This is a genomic window from Microbacterium sp. A93, assembly GCF_051842835.1.
In genome coordinates this window covers 15752-35448 of sequence record NZ_JBPXMT010000004.1, presented here as the reverse complement: position 1 = coordinate 35448, position 19697 = coordinate 15752, and the positions used below count along the sequence as shown (strand labels likewise).

Below are 19697 nucleotides of genomic sequence, written 5' to 3'. Positions count from 1 at the left end.
TTAGCTCGCAGGCGTCCTTCTCCGTTTTTCCTCGTCCGGGAGGAGCGGCGCGGGAAGCACAGACGTCTCGTCATCCCTGGCGACTCGCCACCACTCGCCCTGCAGGAACGCACCCACACCTTCGTCCGCTTTCACCACACGTGCAGCGATGTATTCCGCACCGCCTGGTCGGGTAAGCCCGAGTGCTTCAGCAACCGGTGCATGGTAAGCGCCGCTCATGATGAGCCACCCTCCCTGACCTAATGAATCTCGGGCGCCACCGTTCCGGCGAACGCGCTTCTGATGGTCTAGTTGACGTGCAACGGTTGCTACAGCAGTTCGATGTACGAGCTGACCTTCAGCAGCTAGGAAGAGCCGCGCGACACGCTCAATACCTGAATTTCCCTCGAGAACGTGGGTGATCTTCGTTCTCGGTAACTGGAGCAGAATGTTGCTTGGCATCGGTGCGTGACGCCAGAGCCACCGCACCTGCGCGCGGCCCAGCGGGCTGAGCCAGCTCTTCTTATCCCGGTTGCCCTCGCTCCCGGTGGTCAGATACTCGCGGCGGACACGGACGACGCCGAGAGAAAACTCTGACCTCGGGTCGCTGCCAGTCGCAACCAAAGCCAGCTTCTCGAAGACTTCTGGCGGCAGCATCCAACGCCCGTCGTTCTGGCTCCACTTGGCGTCGATGTCATGCCCGGCGATATTGAAGTCCAGACCGTGGTCGATTGGGTTGTCCGCGTCGCCAGTTCCGTCCGCGAATCCAAACTCTCGCTGCGCATTGATCTCAAACAACGTCCCGAAGTGCGTCTTCTCTGTCTTCGCCAGCTCTGCCCACTGATATCGGCCTGTCTCCGCGCCGTTATAGATCATGTCGTAGGTATGCCTAATTACCTCAGCCCAACGGCGACCTTTCGGATCACCCCGACGCAGCTCTTCCACGACCTCATCAAGTGCTGGATCATCAGGGTGTGCATAGACATCAAAAAGCTGGCTCACAGCGTGAGCCTACCGGTGGCGGCTCAGTGAAAGGGCGATTCCGCGAACGCAGCTATTGAATCGTGCGCGACAAGCTCTCTCGACGAAGTCGCATCGATCCACACCGTTCAGAGTAAGGCCTCAATCATGTCGGGGGGATCATCGGTCTCTACCTTCGCGTCTCGAACCAAACTGGGGAGATCATTGTCAACTGGGACGCATTGCGATAGTCGATCGGTCAATGCCTCGGCTGTCCCTCGGCTCGCGACGGGCTGGATTTGCCGCGGTGGGTATCGCCGCGATGCTCCTGCCTGGCGCCGGAATCTTGAGTGCCAGCGTGCACGTGCCCGCCACACCCGCTGCCTTGGTCGCGCCCGCAGCCAGTGAAAGCTCAACGCTGCGGCTGCGGCCGCCTGCTACCGTCACACTCATGCCTACCGAGCAAACCCTCGCCGCCCTCCGCGCGCTCGTCGCCGAGCGCGATTGGGACCAGTTCCACTCCCCCGAGAACCTCGCCAAGAGCATCTCGATCGAGTCCGCCGAACTCCTGGAGCTCTACCAGTGGGGCGGAACGCCAGACCAGACCCGCGTCGAAGAGGAACTCGCCGACGTCGTCACCTACTGCATTCATCTCGCTGGCAAGCTCGGCGTCGATCTCGACGAGATCGTGATGCGCAAACTCGAGTCAACCAAGGCGAAGTACCCCGTCGACCTGGCGAAGGGGCGTATGACGAAGTACACCGAGCTCGCTGCCGAGCAGCAGAGGCAGGAACAGGAATGACGCGTTTCAGCATCGAGCGCCTCGCGTTCGAGCGCGGCGCAGTCGACGGGTGGGCGCGCAGCGACCCGCTGCACACCAACTGGCCCGTCGTCTATGTGATCGACGGGGCCGACCAGCGCAAGACTCCCGGCGTTTACGTGGGCGAGACGGTCAGCACCGCGACGCGGATGCGCCAGCATCTCGCCGGTTCGAAGAAGGACGAAGGCCTGGAGTCGATCCGCGTCGTCATCGACCAGCGATTCAACAAGTCCGTCTGCCTCGATCTTGAATCACACCTGATCCGCTGGTTCCACGGCGACGGCCGCTACGACATTCTCAATGGCAACGACGGGCTCACCGACGCGCAGTACTACGACCGTGAACTCTACCGCGAGTCGTTCCGCGACGTGTTCGAGCAGCTCCGCGCAGAGGGACTCTTCTCGCGCAGCATCCCGCAGATCGAGAACTCAGATCTCTTCAAGCTCTCGCCTTTCAAGGCCCTCAACGATGATCAGGCCGTAGCGATCACGGACATAGTCGAAGGCCTCCTCGATGACCTCCGCCACCCGGAGCGCACGAGCACCCTCGTCGTGCAGGGTAATCCCGGCACGGGCAAGACGATCATCGCGATCTTCCTCATGAAGCTGCTCGCCGACATCCGCGACTATCAGGACCACGCCGACATCGAGCCCGATTCGATGTTCGCCGAGTTCTTCGTGCCCGAGAATCGCGCGCTGCTCGCCGACCTGCGCATGGCGCTGGTGATTCCTCAGCAATCGCTTCGCGAATCAGTGAGGAAGGTGTTCAAAAAGACGCCCCGCCTGGATCCCAAGATGGTGCTCACTCCGTTCCAGATCGGCGAATCGGATGCCGATTTCGATCTGGTTCTCGTCGACGAGACTCACCGTCTCGGACAACGAGCGAACCAGGCATCCGGCGTTCAGAATAAGAAGTTCCGCGATATCAACATCGCCCTCTTCGAGGAGGACGCACCTCGTTACACGCAGCTCGACTGGATCAAGAAACGCAGCAAGCACCAACTGCTGCTCGTCGATGGCGAGCAGAGCGTGCGTCCGCACGACCTTTCTCCTGCCATCCTCAACCGCGAAGTCAGCGGCGCGAAGAATGCGCACCGCCACTACGCGCTCACCACACAGATGCGCGTGCAGGCCGGCACCGACTACGTCGAGTTCGTCCGCGCGATGCTGCGCGGCGAAGATCCCGCACGACCGGAACTCGGCGACTACGACCTGAGATTCTTCGATGATCTCGGCGAGATGCGGGCTGCGATCATGGCGAGGGATGCCGAGGTCGGGCTATCCCGGCTGGTCGCCGGGTACGCCTGGGACTGGGTATCCCGTCGCGACCCCGCCGCTTTCGACATCGAGCTCGACGGCCAGCAGCTGCGGTGGAACAGCACTGCCAAGGACTGGATCAACTCGAAGGGATCGCTCGAAGAGGTCGGTTCGATCCACACGGTGCAGGGATACGATCTGAACTACGCGGGCGTCATCATCGGGCCGGATCTGACGATCGATCCCGTGTCCGGACAGATCGCTGCGGACTGGGACGCCTACCGCGACAAGAAGGGCAAGGAAAACACCGGTCACCTGAAGGACGCGTTCGGCGACGAAGACCTGCTGGTTTTCATCCGCAACATCTACGGAGTGCTGCTGACGCGCGGGATGCTCGGCACGTATGTGTATGTGTGCGATCCGGGGTTGCGGAAGCTGCTACGGGAACGACTGACGCATTAGCCGATCCCTCAGTAGTCACATGTAACGGCGAGTAGCTTCGCGAATCTCCTCGGCGTGCGAGTAGATCTCGTCTAGATCGTCGATCGCATGACGAGTTTCGGTTTTGTCCTCGTCGAGCAGGCCCAGATACTTCTGCTTCCCGTTGAAATGAAGCCGTGCGATGGGCTTTCTATTGTTATCGTCCAGAAGAACGGCGAAGTAGCTCTTCGAGTCACGCTGAACTATGCGCTGAGGTTTGACCTCTCCGCATGCGATCGCCTTGATGATCTGATAACCCTCGAGCTCTTCGAGGGTGGTCTCGATTTCCGTGTCACGGTCCAAGTCGATTTCTACCGCCTGTGCGCTTGATGGCGCATCGGCAGCCATCGTCGGGCGACCTCCGCCAGCGCCAAGTGCCGTTTTCAGACGGTCATTGACTCGCTCAGTCAGAAACTGCTGCGTCGCCTTTGTGACGAGCACACTGAACTGTTGCCGTACCTTCTGCGTGAATTGCCCTTCGTAGACGCGAGTCGTAAAGAACCTCACCCAGTCATCCGACGGCTCCCGGAACTGCGCCGCGATCTCTCGCTTGATCGCACCCACGTACTTCAGCTCTTCCGCTGCACTGATGATCGAGTCGAGATCAAAGCTCTCCTTGCTCAGCTTCTGCAGCTCAGGAACGATCGAGTCGTCGATCTCGAGCAAGTCGAGTACGAGGAATGGTTTGGAGTCCATCTTGTTCGGAGCATCGATATCCGAGTAGAACTCCCATACGACGCCATTCGTCAAGACTGCGATGCGCGCGTTGGTAACCGAGAAGTACCGGAATAGCTGCGAGGCATGCTCGATCTTGAGCGCTCCCATGGACGGTTTGCACTCGATGAGGATCTGCACCTCGCCATCCCGCATGATCGCGTAGTCGACCTTCTCGCCGCGCTTCGTGCCGACGTCCGCAGTGAACTCCGGAACGACTTCCATCGGATCAAAAACGTCGTACCCAAGAATCGAGGAGATGAACGGCATAACGAAGGCGTTCTTCGTCGCCTCCTCAGTACCGATTGCCGCCGATTGATTTCTGACTTTGGTCGCCAGCGACTCCAGGCGCTCCGAAAAATCCATTGCTTCTCCCGATCTTCGTTGATCCGCCAGAGGCGTTTAAGACGCGCGGATCACGCCTATGTGACTGAACGTACAGCAGAATGGATGCGGATGAATCAATCGTTAAAAATTGCGGGCCGGACTCCACCCACCGCAGCTTCGTCAGGGAACACATCCCGTCGTTGCGCACCCTGAACGCGATATCCCCTTTCATTAATCGGTCATCGCGTTTGTGAGATGTGCGCCGAAATGGCCAACGAGCACAAAGTCCGCCTTGCGATAGACGTCCTCGAAGTACGGTCGGGGTGCCACGGTGCCAATCGTCGCGATACGCACGTGGTTGGGCAGTCAGATGGTTCCTGACTTCGAAATCGATTCGGGCACACCGCACACGTCTCGCTCCGCACACGTCTCGCCCGTGCTCACCTTCTGCCCACAGCGTCGCTCGACCTATGGCGCTGCCACCGAGAGGTGGGGCGGGCACAAGGAGGAGCACCCGCCCCGGTCTGAATCAGCGGCCGGCTGAAGCTTCCGCGAGCTCATCCGCCAGCGACGCGGCCAAGGCGGTCGCCGCACGCCAGGCGAGAGCAACAGTCGTCAAGGTGGGGTTCGCCGCTGTGGCGGTGGGGATCACGCCGTTGCCGCCGACATACAGGTTCGTGACGCCCCAGACGCGCAGGTTCTCGTCGCACACCGACGTGCCATCATCCGTTTCGCCCATGCGCACGGTGCCCTGGTAGTGCAGCGACGACCCACCCGCCGCCAACGTGGGCTCTTCGGTGAGCGTGCCGATGCGCTCGGCCGAACGGATCGAGTTCGCGCGCATCTGATCGATGGTCTCGAGGTCCCGCCCAGTACGCGCGTATCGGATGGACATCTTCGGCATGCCGTAGAAGTCCAACTCCGAGTCGCTGAACTCAACGGCATCCTCGTAACGGACGTCTTTCGCCGCGTACCAGGCCAAGATGCCGAGGCGCATCGCCGCCGCGTCATCGCCGAGTCCGAGAGCATACGGTGACCCCGCTAGCGCCATCACGCCGCCCTGCATCGGCCGCTCGTCCGAGAATGGGATCAAGACGTAGCCGAGCTTCTTCGGATCGCGGTCGAACCCGGCCGGATCAAACTCATCCGACAGCATGACGAACGATGCCATCTGAAAATGCTCGTTCAGGTAGTGCCCGAGCGCCGCAGGGCGGATGCCGGAGGCGAACAGCACCTGCGGTGTACGCAGCCCATCGGCACAGACCACCACACGTGCGGCCCGCACCGTGTAGCGCTCCCCGGTCGCCCGGTCTTCCAACTCGGCCCCAATCGCGACACCGTCCTCCACGAGCACCCGCCGCGCAAGCGTCTCCGGACGAAGTTCGAACCCTGCCACGGATTCTTCGATCTCACCGAGGATCTGCCCGGTTCCCGAGAAGGTCAGACGCTCACCCTGCCAGCGGGTCGCACTGGGCATGAAGCCGACGGGGGTCAACCCGGGTCCGTCGAATTCATCGGCCATAGCACCGTAGAGCTTTGCAGCGAGCCCGTCGCCCGAGGGCGTCTGCACGGTCACGCCGAGCACCGACTCGGCATACGTCAACGCAGCATCCATCTCCTCATCAGGGATGAAGAAAATCCGCTCGGACTGATGCGGGCGCGGCGCCGAGGTGCCCCAGTGGATGCCCATTCCCCCCACGCCGGTGGACATGCTCGCCGCCGGCAAGCCGACCTCGCCGTCTCTCAGCGCCGGACGCGGATCGACGAAGTGGAGGCCCGGCAGGATCGTCTGGCGGAACTCCAGGCTGGGGTCGAGGCCCTCGGCGATGTCCTGCATCGCGGCGGCACGCTCGACTCCGGCATCCGGCCCCTGAGTGAGCAACTGGACCGCCGCACGCTCCTCATCCGTCATGTTCTGCGTGTGGTTCCCGCGGATCCCTGGAACCCGCGGACCGAGCTCGACCATGAGTATGCGGGCATGAGGCACCTGCTCGCCGATGGTGCGTGCGTACATCGACCCCGCAGGGCCGCTCCCGATGATGAGGACGTCGACGTATTCGTCGCGGACGCTCACGCGCCCACCTCCGCCGCTTGGCGGGCGACATCGAGGACACGTGAGCTCTTCACCCACGGATCGCCTCCGGTGCCCTCGTACTCGACAGTCAGAGGACCGTCGAAACCATGCGCACGCAGAATGCCGATCGCATGTTCGAGATCGATGGGCCGGACGATACCGGAGTCGTCCACGTCGTGCGCCTTGACGTGGACGAGCTCGGCGCGTGGTGCGAGCTTCTCGATCCCCGCGTAGACCGGGCCCAAATCCACGTTCTTGAGCAGCGTGACCGGGTCGACGGCGGGAGCACCGGGCGGCTGGAACATCAGCGCCATGACCGGCTGCATGAGCGCGTCGAAGTTGCCGAGGTCGAGCAGAAGACCGAGGTGCTCGCTTCCCACGGAATCGAGCAGACTCAGCATCCATGCCGGATCGCTGCTGGGACCGCCGTGGTTCTCGACGAGCAGGCGGCTTCCGCGACTGGCCGCGTACTCGCCCAGCTCGACGAGCGCGTTCACGAGATGAGCCGGCGGCTGCTCGCCATGGTGCGCACTGAACGGCGATCCGGGGTTGACACGCACGAACTGTGCTCCCATGTCGGCGAATCGCGCGATCCATTCCTTCAGCTCTGCGACGTCAGCCGCACGCTTGTCGTCGTCCTGCTCGAGCAGATCACCGGTGTCGATGGCGACGTTGAGCAGGCGCACCCCGGATGCCGTGAGCGCCTCTGCAAACGCATCGAGCTCTGGATCGGCTAGACCGCCACTGAACTGGAACGCGACCGTCTCGATCTGGTCGACACCGAAGGCATCTTTCGCACGTGCGGGGAACTCGGCAAGGGTGGTCAGGCTCTCATACGGGAACGAAAAGGTTCTCGTCTCCCCTTCGGGGTCGGTGAAGCTGAACTCGACGGGTCCGAGGTGCTCTCGAACGCTGTACGAGGACATCGCGAGGGTGGTCATCATTTTCTCCTTCGGTGTGGCGGGTGCAGGTCAGACGGACGTTGCCGTGGTCGTGGGTTCGCGGGTGATCAGCGCCCATCGGGGATCGCCTTCGCGGCCGAGTTCGGGCAGCCTGAGCACGAACAGGGCGCCGATGATACCGATCACGGCGAGCGTGACGTACAGCGCGGTGAACCCGCCGATGCCCAGCAGCAGCGGCGCGATGAACGGCACGAACGACTGCGGCAGGGTGTTGGCCATGTTGATGATCGCGAAGTCCTTTCCGGCGTTCTCGGCACTCGGAAGCATCCGCACACACATCGCGCTGTCGATCGAGAAGAACAGACCGGTGCCGAGACCGAGAATGCCCACGGCGAGGTACACCACCTCGATTGTCGGCGCGAACGCCTGCAGCGTGAGGGCAGCAGCGGCGAGCACACCCGCGGCGATCACGAAGGGCTTCTGACGACGCACGCGGTCCGAGATCGGACCGGCGATGACGCTCGTGACCGCCAATAGTCCCACCGAGATGAGCGACAGCAACAGCACGCTGCCGCCGACGTCTTCAGGCGCGACGCCGAAACGATCCATCAGGAAGAATGCGTTGTACGTGCCGCTCGCGTACGCGCATGTGAGCAGGAACCGCACGAGCCACGCCCATCCGAATGCGGGGTGCTTACGTGGATTCAGCCAGAACGACAGAAGCAACTGCTTCAGGTTCAATCCGGCCTGGTCTGCTGCGGGGACGTGCTGTGGATCGCGCAACACGAAGACGGCGACGATTCCGAGGACGAGGGAGACCGTCGCGATGATTCCCCACTGCAAGAACGGGTCGGTCAGTGCACTCACCGCGGCAATGCCGACGAGCGGTCCGACCGCCCCGGCGAGGCCTATGAAACCGGAGACCGTGCCGCGACGGTCCGAGGGCACCTGATCGGCGAGCAGCGCATTGGTCGCGGCCTGCTGGAAGTTGAACAGGGATTGCGTCAGGCACCAGATGACCGCGACCTGCCAGATCTCCGTGGTGAACGCGATGGCGAACACGGCGAGCGACCCTCCGGTGGCTCCGGTGAGGATCCATGTGCGTCGACGCCCGAAACGGGCCGCCGTGCGATCGCTGATACGGCCTGCGAGCGGATTGGCGACAAGGGCGAACAGCGCGCCCACCCCGGTGATCAAGCCGAACGCCGCGGCAGCGTCTGTGCCGGCGATCCGTGTGGTCTGCAGTGTGAGCAGCAACTGCAGAGGTGTCAGCAACGCGATGAGCGCGCCGACATTCGACGAGAACATCGCTGCGATGAGGCGAGGAAGCGGCGTAGCTGGTCGGACTACCAGTTCGTCGACGGCGATATCGGATCGGGTCATGTGCACTCCTATGTGCGTGAGAGTCATTCCAAAATGGAAGTGACTCCCAATATGGAGGATCACCCAGTTTATTGTCAAGTATTTCGATAATCGATCTAGACTCGAGGCTGTGGGACTCCGGGAGATGAAAGCAGCACGCACGCGACGCCAGATCGCCGAAGTTGCCGTGTCGGCGTTCATCGAGCAGGGATACGACGAGACCACCATGGAGCAGATCGCCGAGGCCGCTGAGATCGGCACCTCAACGCTTTATCGGTACTTCCCGAGTAAAGAACTTCTGATCCTCGAGCCATTCGCCGAGGTACTCGACTTCGGGCGCTTTCTTCGAGCACGCCCCACCGACGAGCCCGTCGAGGAGGCGCTGGCAGGCGCCCTCATGGATCTGGCCGACGAGTTCACAGATCCATCACGACGCATCACCGAGATCCGCCGGATCATCGACGCATCAGCGGTACCGCGAGCACGGCTTTGGGATTTCTTCCTCAACAGTCGTGCGGACTTCGAACACGCCCTTGCCGAGAGGATGAGCCGGCAGCCCACCGACCACGTCGTGCAGATCACCGTCGGGATCGCGCTGGACATCTTCTACCGGGTGGACGAACAGTGGAGAGGCGACCACGAGAAGGACTATCGGGTCCTGTTCCGTGAGGCGCTGGAGTCATTGAGCACCGCGGAGATCGTGGTGCCGAGGATGCGCGCGGCGAAAGCGAAGCAGTGATCTGACGCGCCGCGGAGCGATACGGCAACGACAGGACTGCAGCGGTTAATTTCGCTGCAGTCCTGTACCGCAATCTCGCCAGGTGCCGTCGCTGGAGGTGAGGGTGGCCCCGTTGGCGTCGTCGATGCTCGGACGGTCGTAAAGGAGCCGCGCAAGAACTGCTCGACCGAGTGGCGCTCGTGGCGCTCGGCGATGGCATCCTCGAGGAAGCCATCAGCATGCACAGCGGCCTGCGCACACTCGACGCCCTGCACCTGGCAACGGCCGTGCGGCTCAAAGGAGCGCTTAGCGGCATCCTTACGTTCGACAAGGAACTCGCAGGCGCAGCAGTTCGTCACGGCGTCCAGGCGACAGTGGCTTAGCGGAGCATCCGTATTCGCCGGCTATTCCGTCTTACTGAAGACCCCGCGCAGCACCAGGAACACGACCACCGCGACCACGGCCACCACCGCGAGCTTGGCGATGAACCACAGCACGCTGAACAGAATGCTGACGAGAGTCCACGCGATGATGACGGCAATGACAACACCGACGATGGTCCATACGCTGCTCTTGTTCATACATCCAGACTAAAGGCGCTCCCCCGAGAAAGCCCAGGGCCCGGCTCAATACTCCGCTCGCGCCTCCGTGCTCAACCACCGCTCGAACGACACCGCCACCTCACTGCGCCGGCAGTGTCGCACCCCGCGCGTAGCGTTCGGGTCATGATCTTCGACAACTCTCCACCAGAACAGTCTAGGGAGGTAGACTGTTCGTTCTGAACAACCGACACGCAAGGTTGAAATTTGTTGAAGGCTCTGGACGAGGACCGGCGATGACTGTATACCAAGGGCACGTGATCCGCGAAGGTAAGTGGTGGATGGTGAGCATCCCCGCAATCGACGGACTCACCCAAGCCCGCCGTCTCACCGAAGCGACTGAGATGGCACGCGAGCACATCGCCGCCTCTCAGGATGTTCCGCTCGAGACGGTGTCTGTCACGCTGTCCTTCGCTCCTATCGGCGAGGTCGATGACATCACCGATCGCATCGCTGAAATCAGTGCGGAACGCGCACGCTCCGCCGAACTCGAGAAGTCCGCGACCATCCACGCGACGGAACTCGCCCGAACCCTCGCGGCCGCTGACGTTCCCGTGCGTGACATCGGCGCCATCCTCGGCGTCTCGCATCAACGGGCACACCAGCTGGTGACGGCGCGGTGACATCAGCGGCATCCACCGCCTGAGGGGTGATCACCGCATCCTGGCTTTCGCGCTCAATACTCCGTCCGCGCCTCCGTGCTCAACCACCGCTCGAACGGCGCCGCCGCCTCACTGATCCGCAGGGATTCCACCGGCACCGCCCACTCGGAGCGCTCGGTCTCGAACAGGCGATAGAACGCAAGGTCATCGAATCCACCGGCGGCCGCATCGTGACGGTCAGCGGCATAGACGACACGATCGACGCGGGCCCACAGCGACGCGGCCAGGCACATCGGGCACGGTTCGCACGAGGAGTACAGCGTCGCGCCTTCCAGCGAGAAGTCGCGGATGCGCTGCCCCGCCGCGCGAAGCGCCATCACCTCGGCGTGCGCACTCGGATCGTGATCTCGCGTGACCCTGTTCTGCCCCACGCCGATGATCTCACCGTCGCGCACCACCAGGGCGCCGAAAGGACCACCGCCGACGGCGACGTTATCGACCGCCAGGCTCACCGCCTGCTGCAGAAAGTCCTTGTCACTGCGGCTCCCCGCCGGGTCGCGATCACCTTCGGCCGCTGCATCCGGATTCATGTGGCCAGCATAAACCGATCACTTGGTCAGCACCGCCTCACGTACACCCCCGCCAATAGGCGGAGGTGTACGTCGTTGACACGCGACGCTGGACCTCTCTCAGTCGAGCACAGCGTCGGCCTCCACCTCGACGAGCACATCCGGCTCGAACAGGTAGTTCACCCCGATGACCGACAGCGGCGGCAGCGGCTGCGGAATCCCCAGCTCTTCCACGACGCTCTCGAGCCCGCGCATGAAGTCGGCGTACATCGTCTCGTCCGTGGGGATGACATACACCCGCAGTCGCACGACGTCAGCGAAACTTGCTCCGGCGCCCGCTAACCCACGTGCGGTGTTGCGTAGCGCGTGGGCGAGCTGGCCGGCCAAGTCGCCCGGCGACAGCTTGTTCGCGTGCTCGTCACGAGCGATCTGGCCGGATACGCTCACGTGGCGGCGCCCCGAGCTGATGGAGACGTGGTGGTACGGGACCGGCTGGAACATGCCCTCCGGGGTGATCAGATCGACAGTCATGTGATACCTGCTTTCATCTTCAGCAATCAAGTATCTTTTTTATACCTAGTGCTTGAAGGACACTTCAACGAGACTAGGTTTCATGGACGAAACCGGCGCGACCCCCGACACCCAGATTTCCGATGAGCACCGTGAACTCCTGGACCAGGTGCTCGACAAGTGGTCTCTGCTGATCCTCGACCGGCTCTGCGAACAGCCTCGGCGCTTCAATGAGCTCCGGCGGGTCATCCCCGCCGTCTCCCAGAAGTCATTGACGACGGCTCTGCGCCGGCTGGAACGCAACGGAATGGTCACGCGAGTCGTCATCGATACGCGGCCGATCGCCGTCGAATACCGGATCTCAGACTTCGGACAGACCCTGCAAGACCTCGTCGACGCACTGCTCCTGTGGACATCCACCCACCTCGCAGACGTCACTCTAGCCCGCGAACGGTTCGATGCCGAGCATGATCACTGACCAACGCCGCCTTCATCAACACCGCCTTCATCAACGCCGCCGAACCGCTCCGCCGACGCCACCTGCTGCGCCACCCTTCTGAGCGCCAGCAGTAGCGGCTCGACCAACAACGACCCCAGTACGACGTACCTGACCGCCGCCTCGGCAGATTCGGTCGGGACCCCGGCGATCTCGGCATCCGCAATCTCGCGCATACTCCTGAGGTACACCGGCATGGTCTCCTGCGGGACCTCGAAACCGGCACGCTCCAGCCCCTGCAACGCGCGGGCGACATCATGCAGCACCGCGTCGTCGCACATCCCTGGCGTCCACCCGAGACCCGCGACGACATCCTGCGCCGATGTGAGATCGAGCGACTCATCGACCGGAGGGGTGATCGCCGCATGCGCAGCACCCAGCAGCTCGTGCGGGTTCTCCGGCGGGTTGTTCAGCGCATCCAGCACCCGACGCGTCTCCGCGACGCTCACCCCCGACTCGATCAGCGCGCGAATGACCCGCAACCGCTGCACGTGCGTCTCGCCGTACGCGGCCTGCGTTGGTGCACTGCGCTCACCCTCGGGCAGCAGCTGCTCGCGCAGGTAGTACTTGATGGTCGGCACCGGAACGCCCGTCTGCGCCGACAGCTCTGAAATTCTCATCGCCACCTCTTGACATCGATAGTAACGCTATCCATTATGGATAGTGTCGCTATCTAATTAGGAGGATGCTGTGTCGAAGGTCGTCAAGGGTCGCATGACCCACCACCACGAGGGCGAGCTCGTCGTCTTCCACATCGGAATGCAGATCAATCGCTGGTGGCGCCCGGATCTCTGGATGCCGGCATTCTTCGCCATGCCGCGGATGCTGCGCGAGCTGTCCATCGACAAAGAATCCGGCCTACTCGGCTTCCAACTGCTGTTCGGGGACGGCGGCCCGTTCGCCGTGCAGTACTGGTCATCGATCGACAAGCTCTACGCCTACGCATCCGCACCTTCGCAGGAACACCGACCCGCCTGGACCGCCTTCAACAAGGCCGCCCGCAGAGCACCGGGCGCCGTCGGCGTCTGGCACGAGACGTTCCTCGTCGAACGCGCCGAGAGCATGTACGTGTCAACCAAACAGATGGGGCTCGCGAACGCGACGGAGCATGTTGAGGTCGGGAAGCGGAACGAGCGTGCGCAGGCGCGATTCGCGGAAGGGCGGACCGTGGCGGATGTCGCGACGGGGAGGTGACGGCATCCGCTCGGCGCGCAGGCGGCGCACCAACTCAGCGCCCGGCGCTCTGCCCGACCCCGACCGCACCCAACAGCGGCTCGACCGGATAGATCCGTGGATTCAGACTCAGCTTCACGCCGGATGACGAGCGCACCTGGAGCCGGGGCTGCCCGTTGATCTGACGCATCCGAGAGTCAACGATGTCGACGTACCTGATCACGCGCTCGCGCCCGAACACAGTGCGAAAGCGCACCTCGACAGCGTCGGCCTCGACGTACCAATTGCGATACATCAACAGGAAGAACGCCCCGGCGAGCGCAACCACCACCGACGCGATGCGCATGGGGAGCAGGTCAGCGGTGTACCGCGACGTGAACGAGACCAGCGCCAAGAGGACTCCGACCGACAGCAGCACCGCGCCGACGAGCGGGACGAAGATCGGCATCCGCAGTCGTCCGGAAACTCGCTTCGATCGGTTCGGACGCTTCGCCACCCACCACATTCCGCCGACCACCAAAAGGATCGCGAGTGCGATCACGGCGTACTTCAGGGCGAGAGCGGACACTCCACGAGCGTAGCCGGGGCTCAGCGCCCGGACGCGATCCCGCGCAGCAGCACATCCACGGTCGCGTCGACTCGCTCCTCGCTGAGGGGACGGCCGAGCAGCGCGGCATACGACACCATCGCGACGAACTGATCCGCGATGACCGCAGCGTCGGCATCCGCTCGCACGTCTCCCGCGTCACGCGCACGCTCGACGCGCTGAGTGATCCATTCCACGATCGGGTCGGCGAAGCGCCGGTTGAGCGCATCACCGAGTTCGGGATCCGTCGCCGTCACCGCGATCAGCGCCCGCGCGAGCGCGACAACCTCGGGCTTACCCAGCGCCGCAGATGCCGCAGAGAACCAGGCCCGCAGGTCAGTCCGCAGATCATCCGTCATCGGCAACGAGACATCAGCCCCAGGAAGAGACCCGTCCAGCAGCGCCTCGCCCAGGATCGCCGCCTTCGACTTCCACCAGCGATAGATCGTCTGCTTCGAGACCTCCGCCTCCGCAGCCAGCCCCTCGATCGTCACCGCCCCATAGCCACCTGCGGCGAGCGCGCGACGCATCGCCGCCAGCACCGCCTGGCGTGCTTTTTCACTGCGAGGTCTCGGCACCTTTTCAGCGTATCGAGGAGTACGATGAAAGGTAAGTAGACGCTCCGTTGCGAAACTTGGTTTAGGAGAAGAAAATGGCACTGACCGCACACTCCACCATCGGCGAATGGCTGCACGATCGGACCGGCGGCGAGCTGATCCGCCGCATGCTGGCCCAGTCCGGCGCGAACGCCGACTCGCTCACCCCCGTACTCGGCCTGCCCCTGCAGCAGATGGTCGCCCTCAGCCAGGGCGCGATGCCGCAGTCGGTTATCGACGACCTCGTCCGCGCGGCCAACGGCGGCGAGATCCCCACCGACGACGCCCCCACCGGCTGGGTCGAGAAGACCACTCCCGGCCGCTTCGCCGGCAAGACCGTGATCGTCACAGGCGCAGCATCCGGAATCGGTAAGGCCACGGCATTCCGCATCGCCCGCGAAGGCGGCCGCGTGATCGCCTCCGACATCGCCGCCGACAAGCTCGAGGCCATCAAGGCAGAGCTTCCGGATGCCGACATCACCACCGTCGCCGGCGACCTCACCACACAGGACGCGATCGACGCCGTCATCGCCGCCGCGGGCGATCGCATCGACGCCCTCGCGAACGTTGCCGGCATCAACGACGACTTCTCCCCGGCAGGCGAGACGACGGATGCTGTGTGGGACCGCGTCATCGCGATCAACCTCACCGCACCGTTCAAGCTCATGCGCGCCGTTCTCCCCCTCATGGAGGCGGCCGGCTCAGGAGCAGTACTAAACGTCGCCAGCGAAGCGGGGCTGCGCGGCAACGCATCCGGCAACGCCTACACCGCGAGCAAGCACGGCATCATCGGCGTCACGAAGTCTGCTGCGTTCATGTACGGGCCGAAGGGCATCCGCGTGAACTCCGTCGCACCGGGCGGCGTCGCCACCGGCATCCCGATGCCTCCGAACATGTCGGCCGCGGGCTCAGCGCGTCTGGCGCCGTTCCAGCAGGCGATTCCCTCGCTGGCGACGGCGGAGCAGCTCGCGGCATCCATCACTTTCCTGCTCAGCGACGACGCCGTGAACATCAACGGTGCGATCGTTGCCTCCGATGGCGGATGGTCGGTGCAGTAGGCCCACTGATCGTCCCGGTTCTGCCGGGCTGACCCCTTCCCCCTGGCCACGCCCCCACTGCTATGGTGGCCCCAAGCTCAGGGGAAGGGGCGTGGCATCATGCTGGATGTCTCCGTTCTCGGCGCCGTAAAAGCCAGCACCAGAGGGCTGGAGCATCCGCTCGGGGGCCCCAAGCAACGCGGACTCCTCGCGCGTCTCGTCGTCTCTCGCGGTCGGGCCATCTCTGTAGAGCGACTGATCGATGAGCTGTGGGACGACGCTCCTCCCCGAAACCCCGTCCACGCACTGCAGGCACGAGTCTCCCGACTGCGGTCGGCGGTGCCGATCAAAATCGAGCTGATCGACGGCGGTTACCGGATCGATCCGGCCGCCGTTCAGACGGATGCCGCGCACTTCGAGCATCTCTGCCAGCAAGGCGGCGCTGCCCTCTCCGACGGCGAACTCGTCCAGGCGACCGAGCATCTCAGCAACGCACTCAACCTCTGGGAGGGTCCGGCGTTCGCCGGCCTCCTCGACATCACTGCTCTGCGTGCAGAGTCGGCGCGGTTGGACAAGCTCTGGAACACCGCCCTGTCAGACCGGATAGATCTCGACCTCGCTCTCGGGCGAAGCGCCGCCGTCATCTCTGAACTTCACTCCCTCGTCGAAGAGGATCCGTTCACCGAACGGCACTGGAGCCAGTTGATGACCGCGCTGTATTTCGACGGTCGCATGAAGGAAGCTCTCGACGCCTTCTCACGAGCACGCACGATTTTCGCCGAGCAGCTGGGGATGGAACCGAGCAGCGAACTCGGCCGACTGCACATGGCGATTCTTCAGGAGCAGGCGCCGGAGTCACTCCTTCGTCTTCCGTCCGCCGCGCCCATCCTCGGGGCAGCGGATGCCCCCGTGCGGGAGGAAACGGCCCGCAGCCTGACCTCGAATCAGCCCGACACTTTGGCAGCCCTGCTTCAGGATCAGCGCACGCTGCTCCTGACCGGTCCGGCCGGCATCGGAAAGACACACCTCCTTCGCGCCATCCGCGCACAATTCGAGGCGCAGCGATACACCGTGTCGCTGCTGACGGCAAGCCCGCTCAGCAACACGCTTCCGCTCGGCATCTTCACCGGCACTCTCCCCGAGAAGTGGACGTCACCGGCCGCACTCGTCGATCATTTCACCCGCCATCGGTCAACGACCGTGCTGCTCGTGGACAACGTAGATCAACTGGACGAAGCATCCCTCTTCGTCGTGAGCCGGCTCATCCGCAACTCACGCATGCCCACGATCCTCACCACCAGAGACCTCGCCGGGGCCCCCGACGAGATCCGCGCCCTGTACGACAGCGGAGATGTCATCGAGATCGCGGTCAACCCGCTGACGGCGTCCGACGCCGACCAACTTGTCCTGCACACGATCGGCGGTTCCCTCACCCCCGAGTCGCGTCCGCGAATCTTCGACATGGCGAGGGGAGTCCCGCTGCATCTGCGCGAGATTCTCACCGCGTCAGTGGAGGAAGGTCGCCTCGTGCGCACCGAACACGGCTGGGAACTGCACGCGAATCCCGCATCGACGAAGCGACTCACCCAGTTGGTCGGAGAACGATTCAGCGGCCTGGACGACGCCGGCCTCGAGGCCGCGGCGAAGATCGCCATCGCTGGCGAGTATCCGATCTTCGCGCTCACCCCGGCAGACCGACGGATGCTGGCACGCACCGGCGTCGTGGAATACGCCGCACCAGACTGGCTGCGGCTGTCGCACCCGCTGGACCGCGAGTTCCTTCAAGACCGATGTTCCGAAGCGCTGTGGCTGGACCTCACACGAGAAGTGCTGAACGTGCTTCGCAGCGACAAGACAGCCGCATTCCCTGCCGCACGACGTCGCGCCCAGATCCTGGCACTCGACCTCGGCGAACGCGTCGACGTGGATGCCACCCTTGCTCTCGCGGAGCACGCGCTCGGCGCCTTCGACGAGCGACTCGCACGCCGCGCGGCCACCGCGGTCCTCGACCTCGAACCCGACAACTCTTCCGCCCACCGCATCGCCGGTGTCGCGGCATCCGGACTCGGCCAGCCAGACGAGGCCGCAACACATTTTGAGACCGCGACGCGCATGTCGAAGACGGCCGCCGAACACACGGCGGCAGCCCTCGCCCATGCCCAGCACGTCGGGCTGCGTCACCATGACGCCCCGGCGGCGCTGGCCATCATCACCGAGACACTGCGCACGGTCGAGGATCCGAGCGACATCCGTCACCTCCGGCGAGACGCGATGCGATGGTCAGTCATCGCCGGGCAGACACGCGAAATGGCGGATGCCCCTGGCGACACCACCGACGCCGTGGCGGCCCTCGGGCTGATCACCGCGGGGATGTCCGGCGTCATCACCGGCCCCCTCGAGGATGCCGTGCGCGCACTCATTCGGTTGAACGAGCTGCCTGCGGAGATCATCGAGCTCGTTCCTGGCGGAGCATCCCTCATCGAGCTCACCGCGACGATGGCGCTGTCCAACACTGGCGATATTAAGGAAGCCAGGCGACGACTGCGGCAGTCGATCACCGCCGCAGAGGTGCACGCGCCCGAATCGCTGGGAGCGTGGGAGTACGCGCTGGCGTTCTCCGAATTGCTCTCCGGTGACGTGGAGCACGCGTATGCCGTCGCGACAGCGGCGATGACCCACCTGGAATGGCGCGACACCGCCGGATTACTCCCGGCCGCCATCGCACTCACCGGCGCCATCGGCTACGCCACCGGCCGCATGGAGGAGGCCCGGGAGAGATTCGACGCCATCCCCCCGGCCGCCGACAACGACCCCAAGGTCGTCATGCTCCGCGCGTGGGCTGAGGCCTGGCGGGAGAAATCCGAAGGACGCACCACAGATGCCGCGCGTCGGCTCGTCGATTGCGCGCGTTGGCTGCTGACGGCGCAGCACAGCTACTTAGCAGGGATGCTGGCACACTGCGCCGTTCGCGTGAGCGGTGCCGGTGCCGGTGCGGATGCCGGCGCGGACGCGGGTGCCGGTGCGGCTCAGCGCATTGCCGAGGCGATCGTGGTACTCGAGGAGTCCAAGACTGTTGCGGGCGGGGGCCTGTTGGAGTTCTTCCTGCGGCATGCCGAGGCGACAGCATCCGGTGACCTCATCGAACTCGATGAGATCGCACGCAACGCGGAAACACTGGGAATGCTCTCGACCGCAGCGGATACCTGGCTCATGCTCGCGCGAGCTGGTGACGGCACTGCCGTCGACCGGCCCGGCGCGCATCAGAGTGACGCGGCCGATCGGCTGATCGCCACCGTGCCGACAATGGCACTGTGGTCGACCGCCCCCGACGGGGCTACTCGTTCGAAGTGATGACGGTGTAACCCACCGTCGTTTCCTCTCCCTCCGAGGCCTTCATGACGAGAACGGTGACGCTGAGCGATTCATCCTTCTTATACATGGCACTGACCATGTCACCCATGTCGCTTCGCACCACCTCTTCCCAACCTGCAAAGTCCTCTTGCACCTGCGCGGCGAGCTCGTCCATGCTGCGCGGATCGGTGACGATCACCATCATCCCCTCGGCCACAGTCACGCTCTGAAGCACATTCTCGGAGACGAGGGGGACTTCCTCGGGGAAGTCGTCCGGAAGCCCACCGAATTCGATGCCGGCCTCGCCACCGGTGATCGCCTCGACAATCCCTTCTGCGGAGTCCTTCGCTGTCTGCTCGGTCACCTTCTCCACCAAGGTGTCGAGTGGGTTGGCGAAGCAGCCCGTCAACATCACTGCGACGACGACAACGAGCGTGCCCCCAGCAAAACGAATCGGCGTGCGCGTCATGATCTTCCCCTTTGAGCTGCGTGAAACCTCTCCGCACAGTCCAGCACCGCGCCCTCACAGATCGCTCACAATCCCCGGGCGCGGTTCATGTGCGCGTTTCGCGTGCGCGTGAGCGGT

At 63.8% G+C, this 19697-nt stretch carries 20 protein-coding genes and 1 pseudogene; 9 read left to right on the top strand and 12 right to left on the bottom strand.

Annotated features, from left to right (window positions below; translation table 11 throughout):
* Positions 1 to 981 carry a NaeI family type II restriction endonuclease gene (locus tag ACSU1G_RS11110; protein ID WP_439280009.1) on the bottom strand — a complete coding sequence of 327 codons (981 nt, stop codon included), beginning with the start codon at positions 979 to 981 and terminating at the stop codon, positions 1 to 3.
* Between the two features lie 409 nt (positions 982 to 1390).
* Here ACSU1G_RS11110 and ACSU1G_RS11105 point away from each other — a divergent pair, with 409 nt between their 5' ends.
* Both ACSU1G_RS11105 and ACSU1G_RS11100 read left to right on the top strand, forming a co-directional pair.
* Positions 1391 to 1741 carry a nucleotide pyrophosphohydrolase gene (locus ACSU1G_RS11105; RefSeq protein ID WP_439280008.1) on the top strand — a complete coding sequence of 117 codons (351 nt, stop codon included), beginning with the start codon at positions 1391 to 1393 and terminating at the stop codon, positions 1739 to 1741.
* Positions 1738 to 3477: a DNA/RNA helicase domain-containing protein gene (locus tag ACSU1G_RS11100; RefSeq protein ID WP_439280007.1), complete on the top strand. Its 1740-nt coding sequence runs from the start codon at positions 1738 to 1740 to the stop codon at positions 3475 to 3477. The genes ACSU1G_RS11105 and ACSU1G_RS11100 overlap by 4 nt, the downstream gene beginning before the upstream one ends.
* A gap of 15 nt (positions 3478 to 3492) precedes the next feature.
* Here ACSU1G_RS11100 and ACSU1G_RS11095 read toward each other — a convergent pair whose 3' ends face one another.
* From ACSU1G_RS11095 to ACSU1G_RS11080, 4 genes are all read right to left on the bottom strand, one after another.
* Positions 3493 to 4575 (bottom strand): type I restriction endonuclease, encoded by a 1083-nt coding sequence (locus tag ACSU1G_RS11095; RefSeq protein WP_439280006.1) that lies wholly within the window; start codon positions 4573 to 4575, stop codon positions 3493 to 3495.
* Positions 4576 to 5065: 490 nt separating this feature from the next.
* Positions 5066 to 6610, bottom strand: coding sequence for a GMC oxidoreductase (locus ACSU1G_RS11090; RefSeq protein ID WP_439280005.1), 1545 nt, complete (start codon positions 6608 to 6610; stop codon positions 5066 to 5068).
* Positions 6607 to 7551, bottom strand: a complete 945-nt coding sequence (locus ACSU1G_RS11085) for a sugar phosphate isomerase/epimerase family protein (RefSeq protein WP_439280004.1) — start codon at positions 7549 to 7551, stop codon at positions 6607 to 6609. The genes ACSU1G_RS11090 and ACSU1G_RS11085 overlap by 4 nt, the downstream gene beginning before the upstream one ends.
* A gap of 30 nt (positions 7552 to 7581) precedes the next feature.
* Positions 7582 to 8895 (bottom strand): MFS transporter, encoded by a 1314-nt coding sequence (locus tag ACSU1G_RS11080; RefSeq protein WP_439280003.1) that lies wholly within the window; start codon positions 8893 to 8895, stop codon positions 7582 to 7584.
* 109 nt (positions 8896 to 9004) lie between these two features.
* On the opposite strand from ACSU1G_RS11080, the gene ACSU1G_RS11075 reads away from it, so the two are divergent.
* Positions 9005 to 9613, top strand: coding sequence for a TetR/AcrR family transcriptional regulator (locus ACSU1G_RS11075; RefSeq protein ID WP_439280002.1), 609 nt, complete (start codon positions 9005 to 9007; stop codon positions 9611 to 9613).
* A gap of 149 nt (positions 9614 to 9762) precedes the next feature.
* A pseudogene (locus tag ACSU1G_RS11070) lies at positions 9763 to 9975 on the top strand (PIN domain-containing protein); the annotation flags it as partial.
* A 21-nt stretch (positions 9976 to 9996) separates the two neighbouring features.
* Here the strand turns inward: ACSU1G_RS11070 and ACSU1G_RS11065 are convergent.
* Positions 9997 to 10173, bottom strand: coding sequence for a hypothetical protein (locus tag ACSU1G_RS11065; protein WP_439280001.1), 177 nt, complete (start codon positions 10171 to 10173; stop codon positions 9997 to 9999).
* 254 nt (positions 10174 to 10427) lie between these two features.
* Between ACSU1G_RS11065 and ACSU1G_RS11060 the strand changes: the two genes are divergently transcribed.
* Complete coding sequence (locus ACSU1G_RS11060; RefSeq protein ID WP_439280000.1) at positions 10428 to 10814, top strand: hypothetical protein; 387 nt, start codon at positions 10428 to 10430, stop codon at positions 10812 to 10814.
* A 53-nt stretch (positions 10815 to 10867) separates the two neighbouring features.
* On the opposite strand, the gene ACSU1G_RS11055 is transcribed toward ACSU1G_RS11060, so the two are convergent.
* Both ACSU1G_RS11055 and ACSU1G_RS11050 read right to left on the bottom strand, forming a co-directional pair.
* Positions 10868 to 11383 carry a nucleoside deaminase gene (locus ACSU1G_RS11055; protein ID WP_439279999.1) on the bottom strand — a complete coding sequence of 172 codons (516 nt, stop codon included), beginning with the start codon at positions 11381 to 11383 and terminating at the stop codon, positions 10868 to 10870.
* A gap of 99 nt (positions 11384 to 11482) precedes the next feature.
* Entirely contained in the window at positions 11483 to 11893 is a 411-nt protein-coding gene (locus tag ACSU1G_RS11050; RefSeq protein WP_439279998.1) for a RidA family protein, read from the bottom strand.
* A gap of 82 nt (positions 11894 to 11975) precedes the next feature.
* On the opposite strand from ACSU1G_RS11050, the gene ACSU1G_RS11045 reads away from it, so the two are divergent.
* Positions 11976 to 12350, top strand: coding sequence for a winged helix-turn-helix transcriptional regulator (locus tag ACSU1G_RS11045; RefSeq protein WP_439279997.1), 375 nt, complete (start codon positions 11976 to 11978; stop codon positions 12348 to 12350).
* Here ACSU1G_RS11045 and ACSU1G_RS11040 read toward each other — a convergent pair.
* Positions 12344 to 12988, bottom strand: a complete 645-nt coding sequence (locus ACSU1G_RS11040; RefSeq protein WP_439279996.1) for a MerR family transcriptional regulator — start codon at positions 12986 to 12988, stop codon at positions 12344 to 12346. The genes ACSU1G_RS11045 and ACSU1G_RS11040 overlap by 7 nt on opposite strands.
* A 70-nt stretch (positions 12989 to 13058) precedes the next feature.
* On the opposite strand from ACSU1G_RS11040, the gene ACSU1G_RS11035 reads away from it, so the two are divergent.
* A complete protein-coding gene (locus ACSU1G_RS11035) occupies positions 13059 to 13562 on the top strand; it encodes a DUF4188 domain-containing protein (protein WP_439279995.1) in 504 nt (167 codons plus the stop codon).
* Positions 13563 to 13596: 34 nt separating this feature from the next.
* Here the strand turns inward: ACSU1G_RS11035 and ACSU1G_RS11030 are convergent, their stop codons facing one another.
* Positions 13597 to 14109 carry a hypothetical protein gene (locus ACSU1G_RS11030; protein ID WP_439279994.1) on the bottom strand — a complete coding sequence of 171 codons (513 nt, stop codon included), beginning with the start codon at positions 14107 to 14109 and terminating at the stop codon, positions 13597 to 13599.
* Positions 14110 to 14129: 20 nt separating this feature from the next.
* Positions 14130 to 14705, bottom strand: a complete 576-nt coding sequence (locus tag ACSU1G_RS11025; RefSeq protein WP_439279993.1) for a TetR/AcrR family transcriptional regulator — start codon at positions 14703 to 14705, stop codon at positions 14130 to 14132.
* A gap of 74 nt (positions 14706 to 14779) precedes the next feature.
* Here ACSU1G_RS11025 and ACSU1G_RS11020 point away from each other — a divergent pair, with 74 nt between their 5' ends.
* Together ACSU1G_RS11020 and ACSU1G_RS11015 are read left to right on the top strand one after the other, a co-directional pair.
* Positions 14780 to 15781: an SDR family NAD(P)-dependent oxidoreductase gene (locus tag ACSU1G_RS11020; RefSeq protein WP_439279992.1), complete on the top strand. Its 1002-nt coding sequence runs from the start codon at positions 14780 to 14782 to the stop codon at positions 15779 to 15781.
* Positions 15782 to 15880: 99 nt separating this feature from the next.
* Positions 15881 to 19111: a BTAD domain-containing putative transcriptional regulator gene (locus tag ACSU1G_RS11015; protein ID WP_439279991.1), complete on the top strand. Its 3231-nt coding sequence runs from the start codon at positions 15881 to 15883 to the stop codon at positions 19109 to 19111.
* Here the strand turns inward: ACSU1G_RS11015 and ACSU1G_RS11010 are convergent.
* Positions 19095 to 19580 carry a hypothetical protein gene (locus tag ACSU1G_RS11010; RefSeq protein WP_439279990.1) on the bottom strand — a complete coding sequence of 162 codons (486 nt, stop codon included), beginning with the start codon at positions 19578 to 19580 and terminating at the stop codon, positions 19095 to 19097. The genes ACSU1G_RS11015 and ACSU1G_RS11010 overlap by 17 nt on opposite strands.
* Between the last annotated feature and the right edge of the window lie 117 nt (positions 19581 to 19697).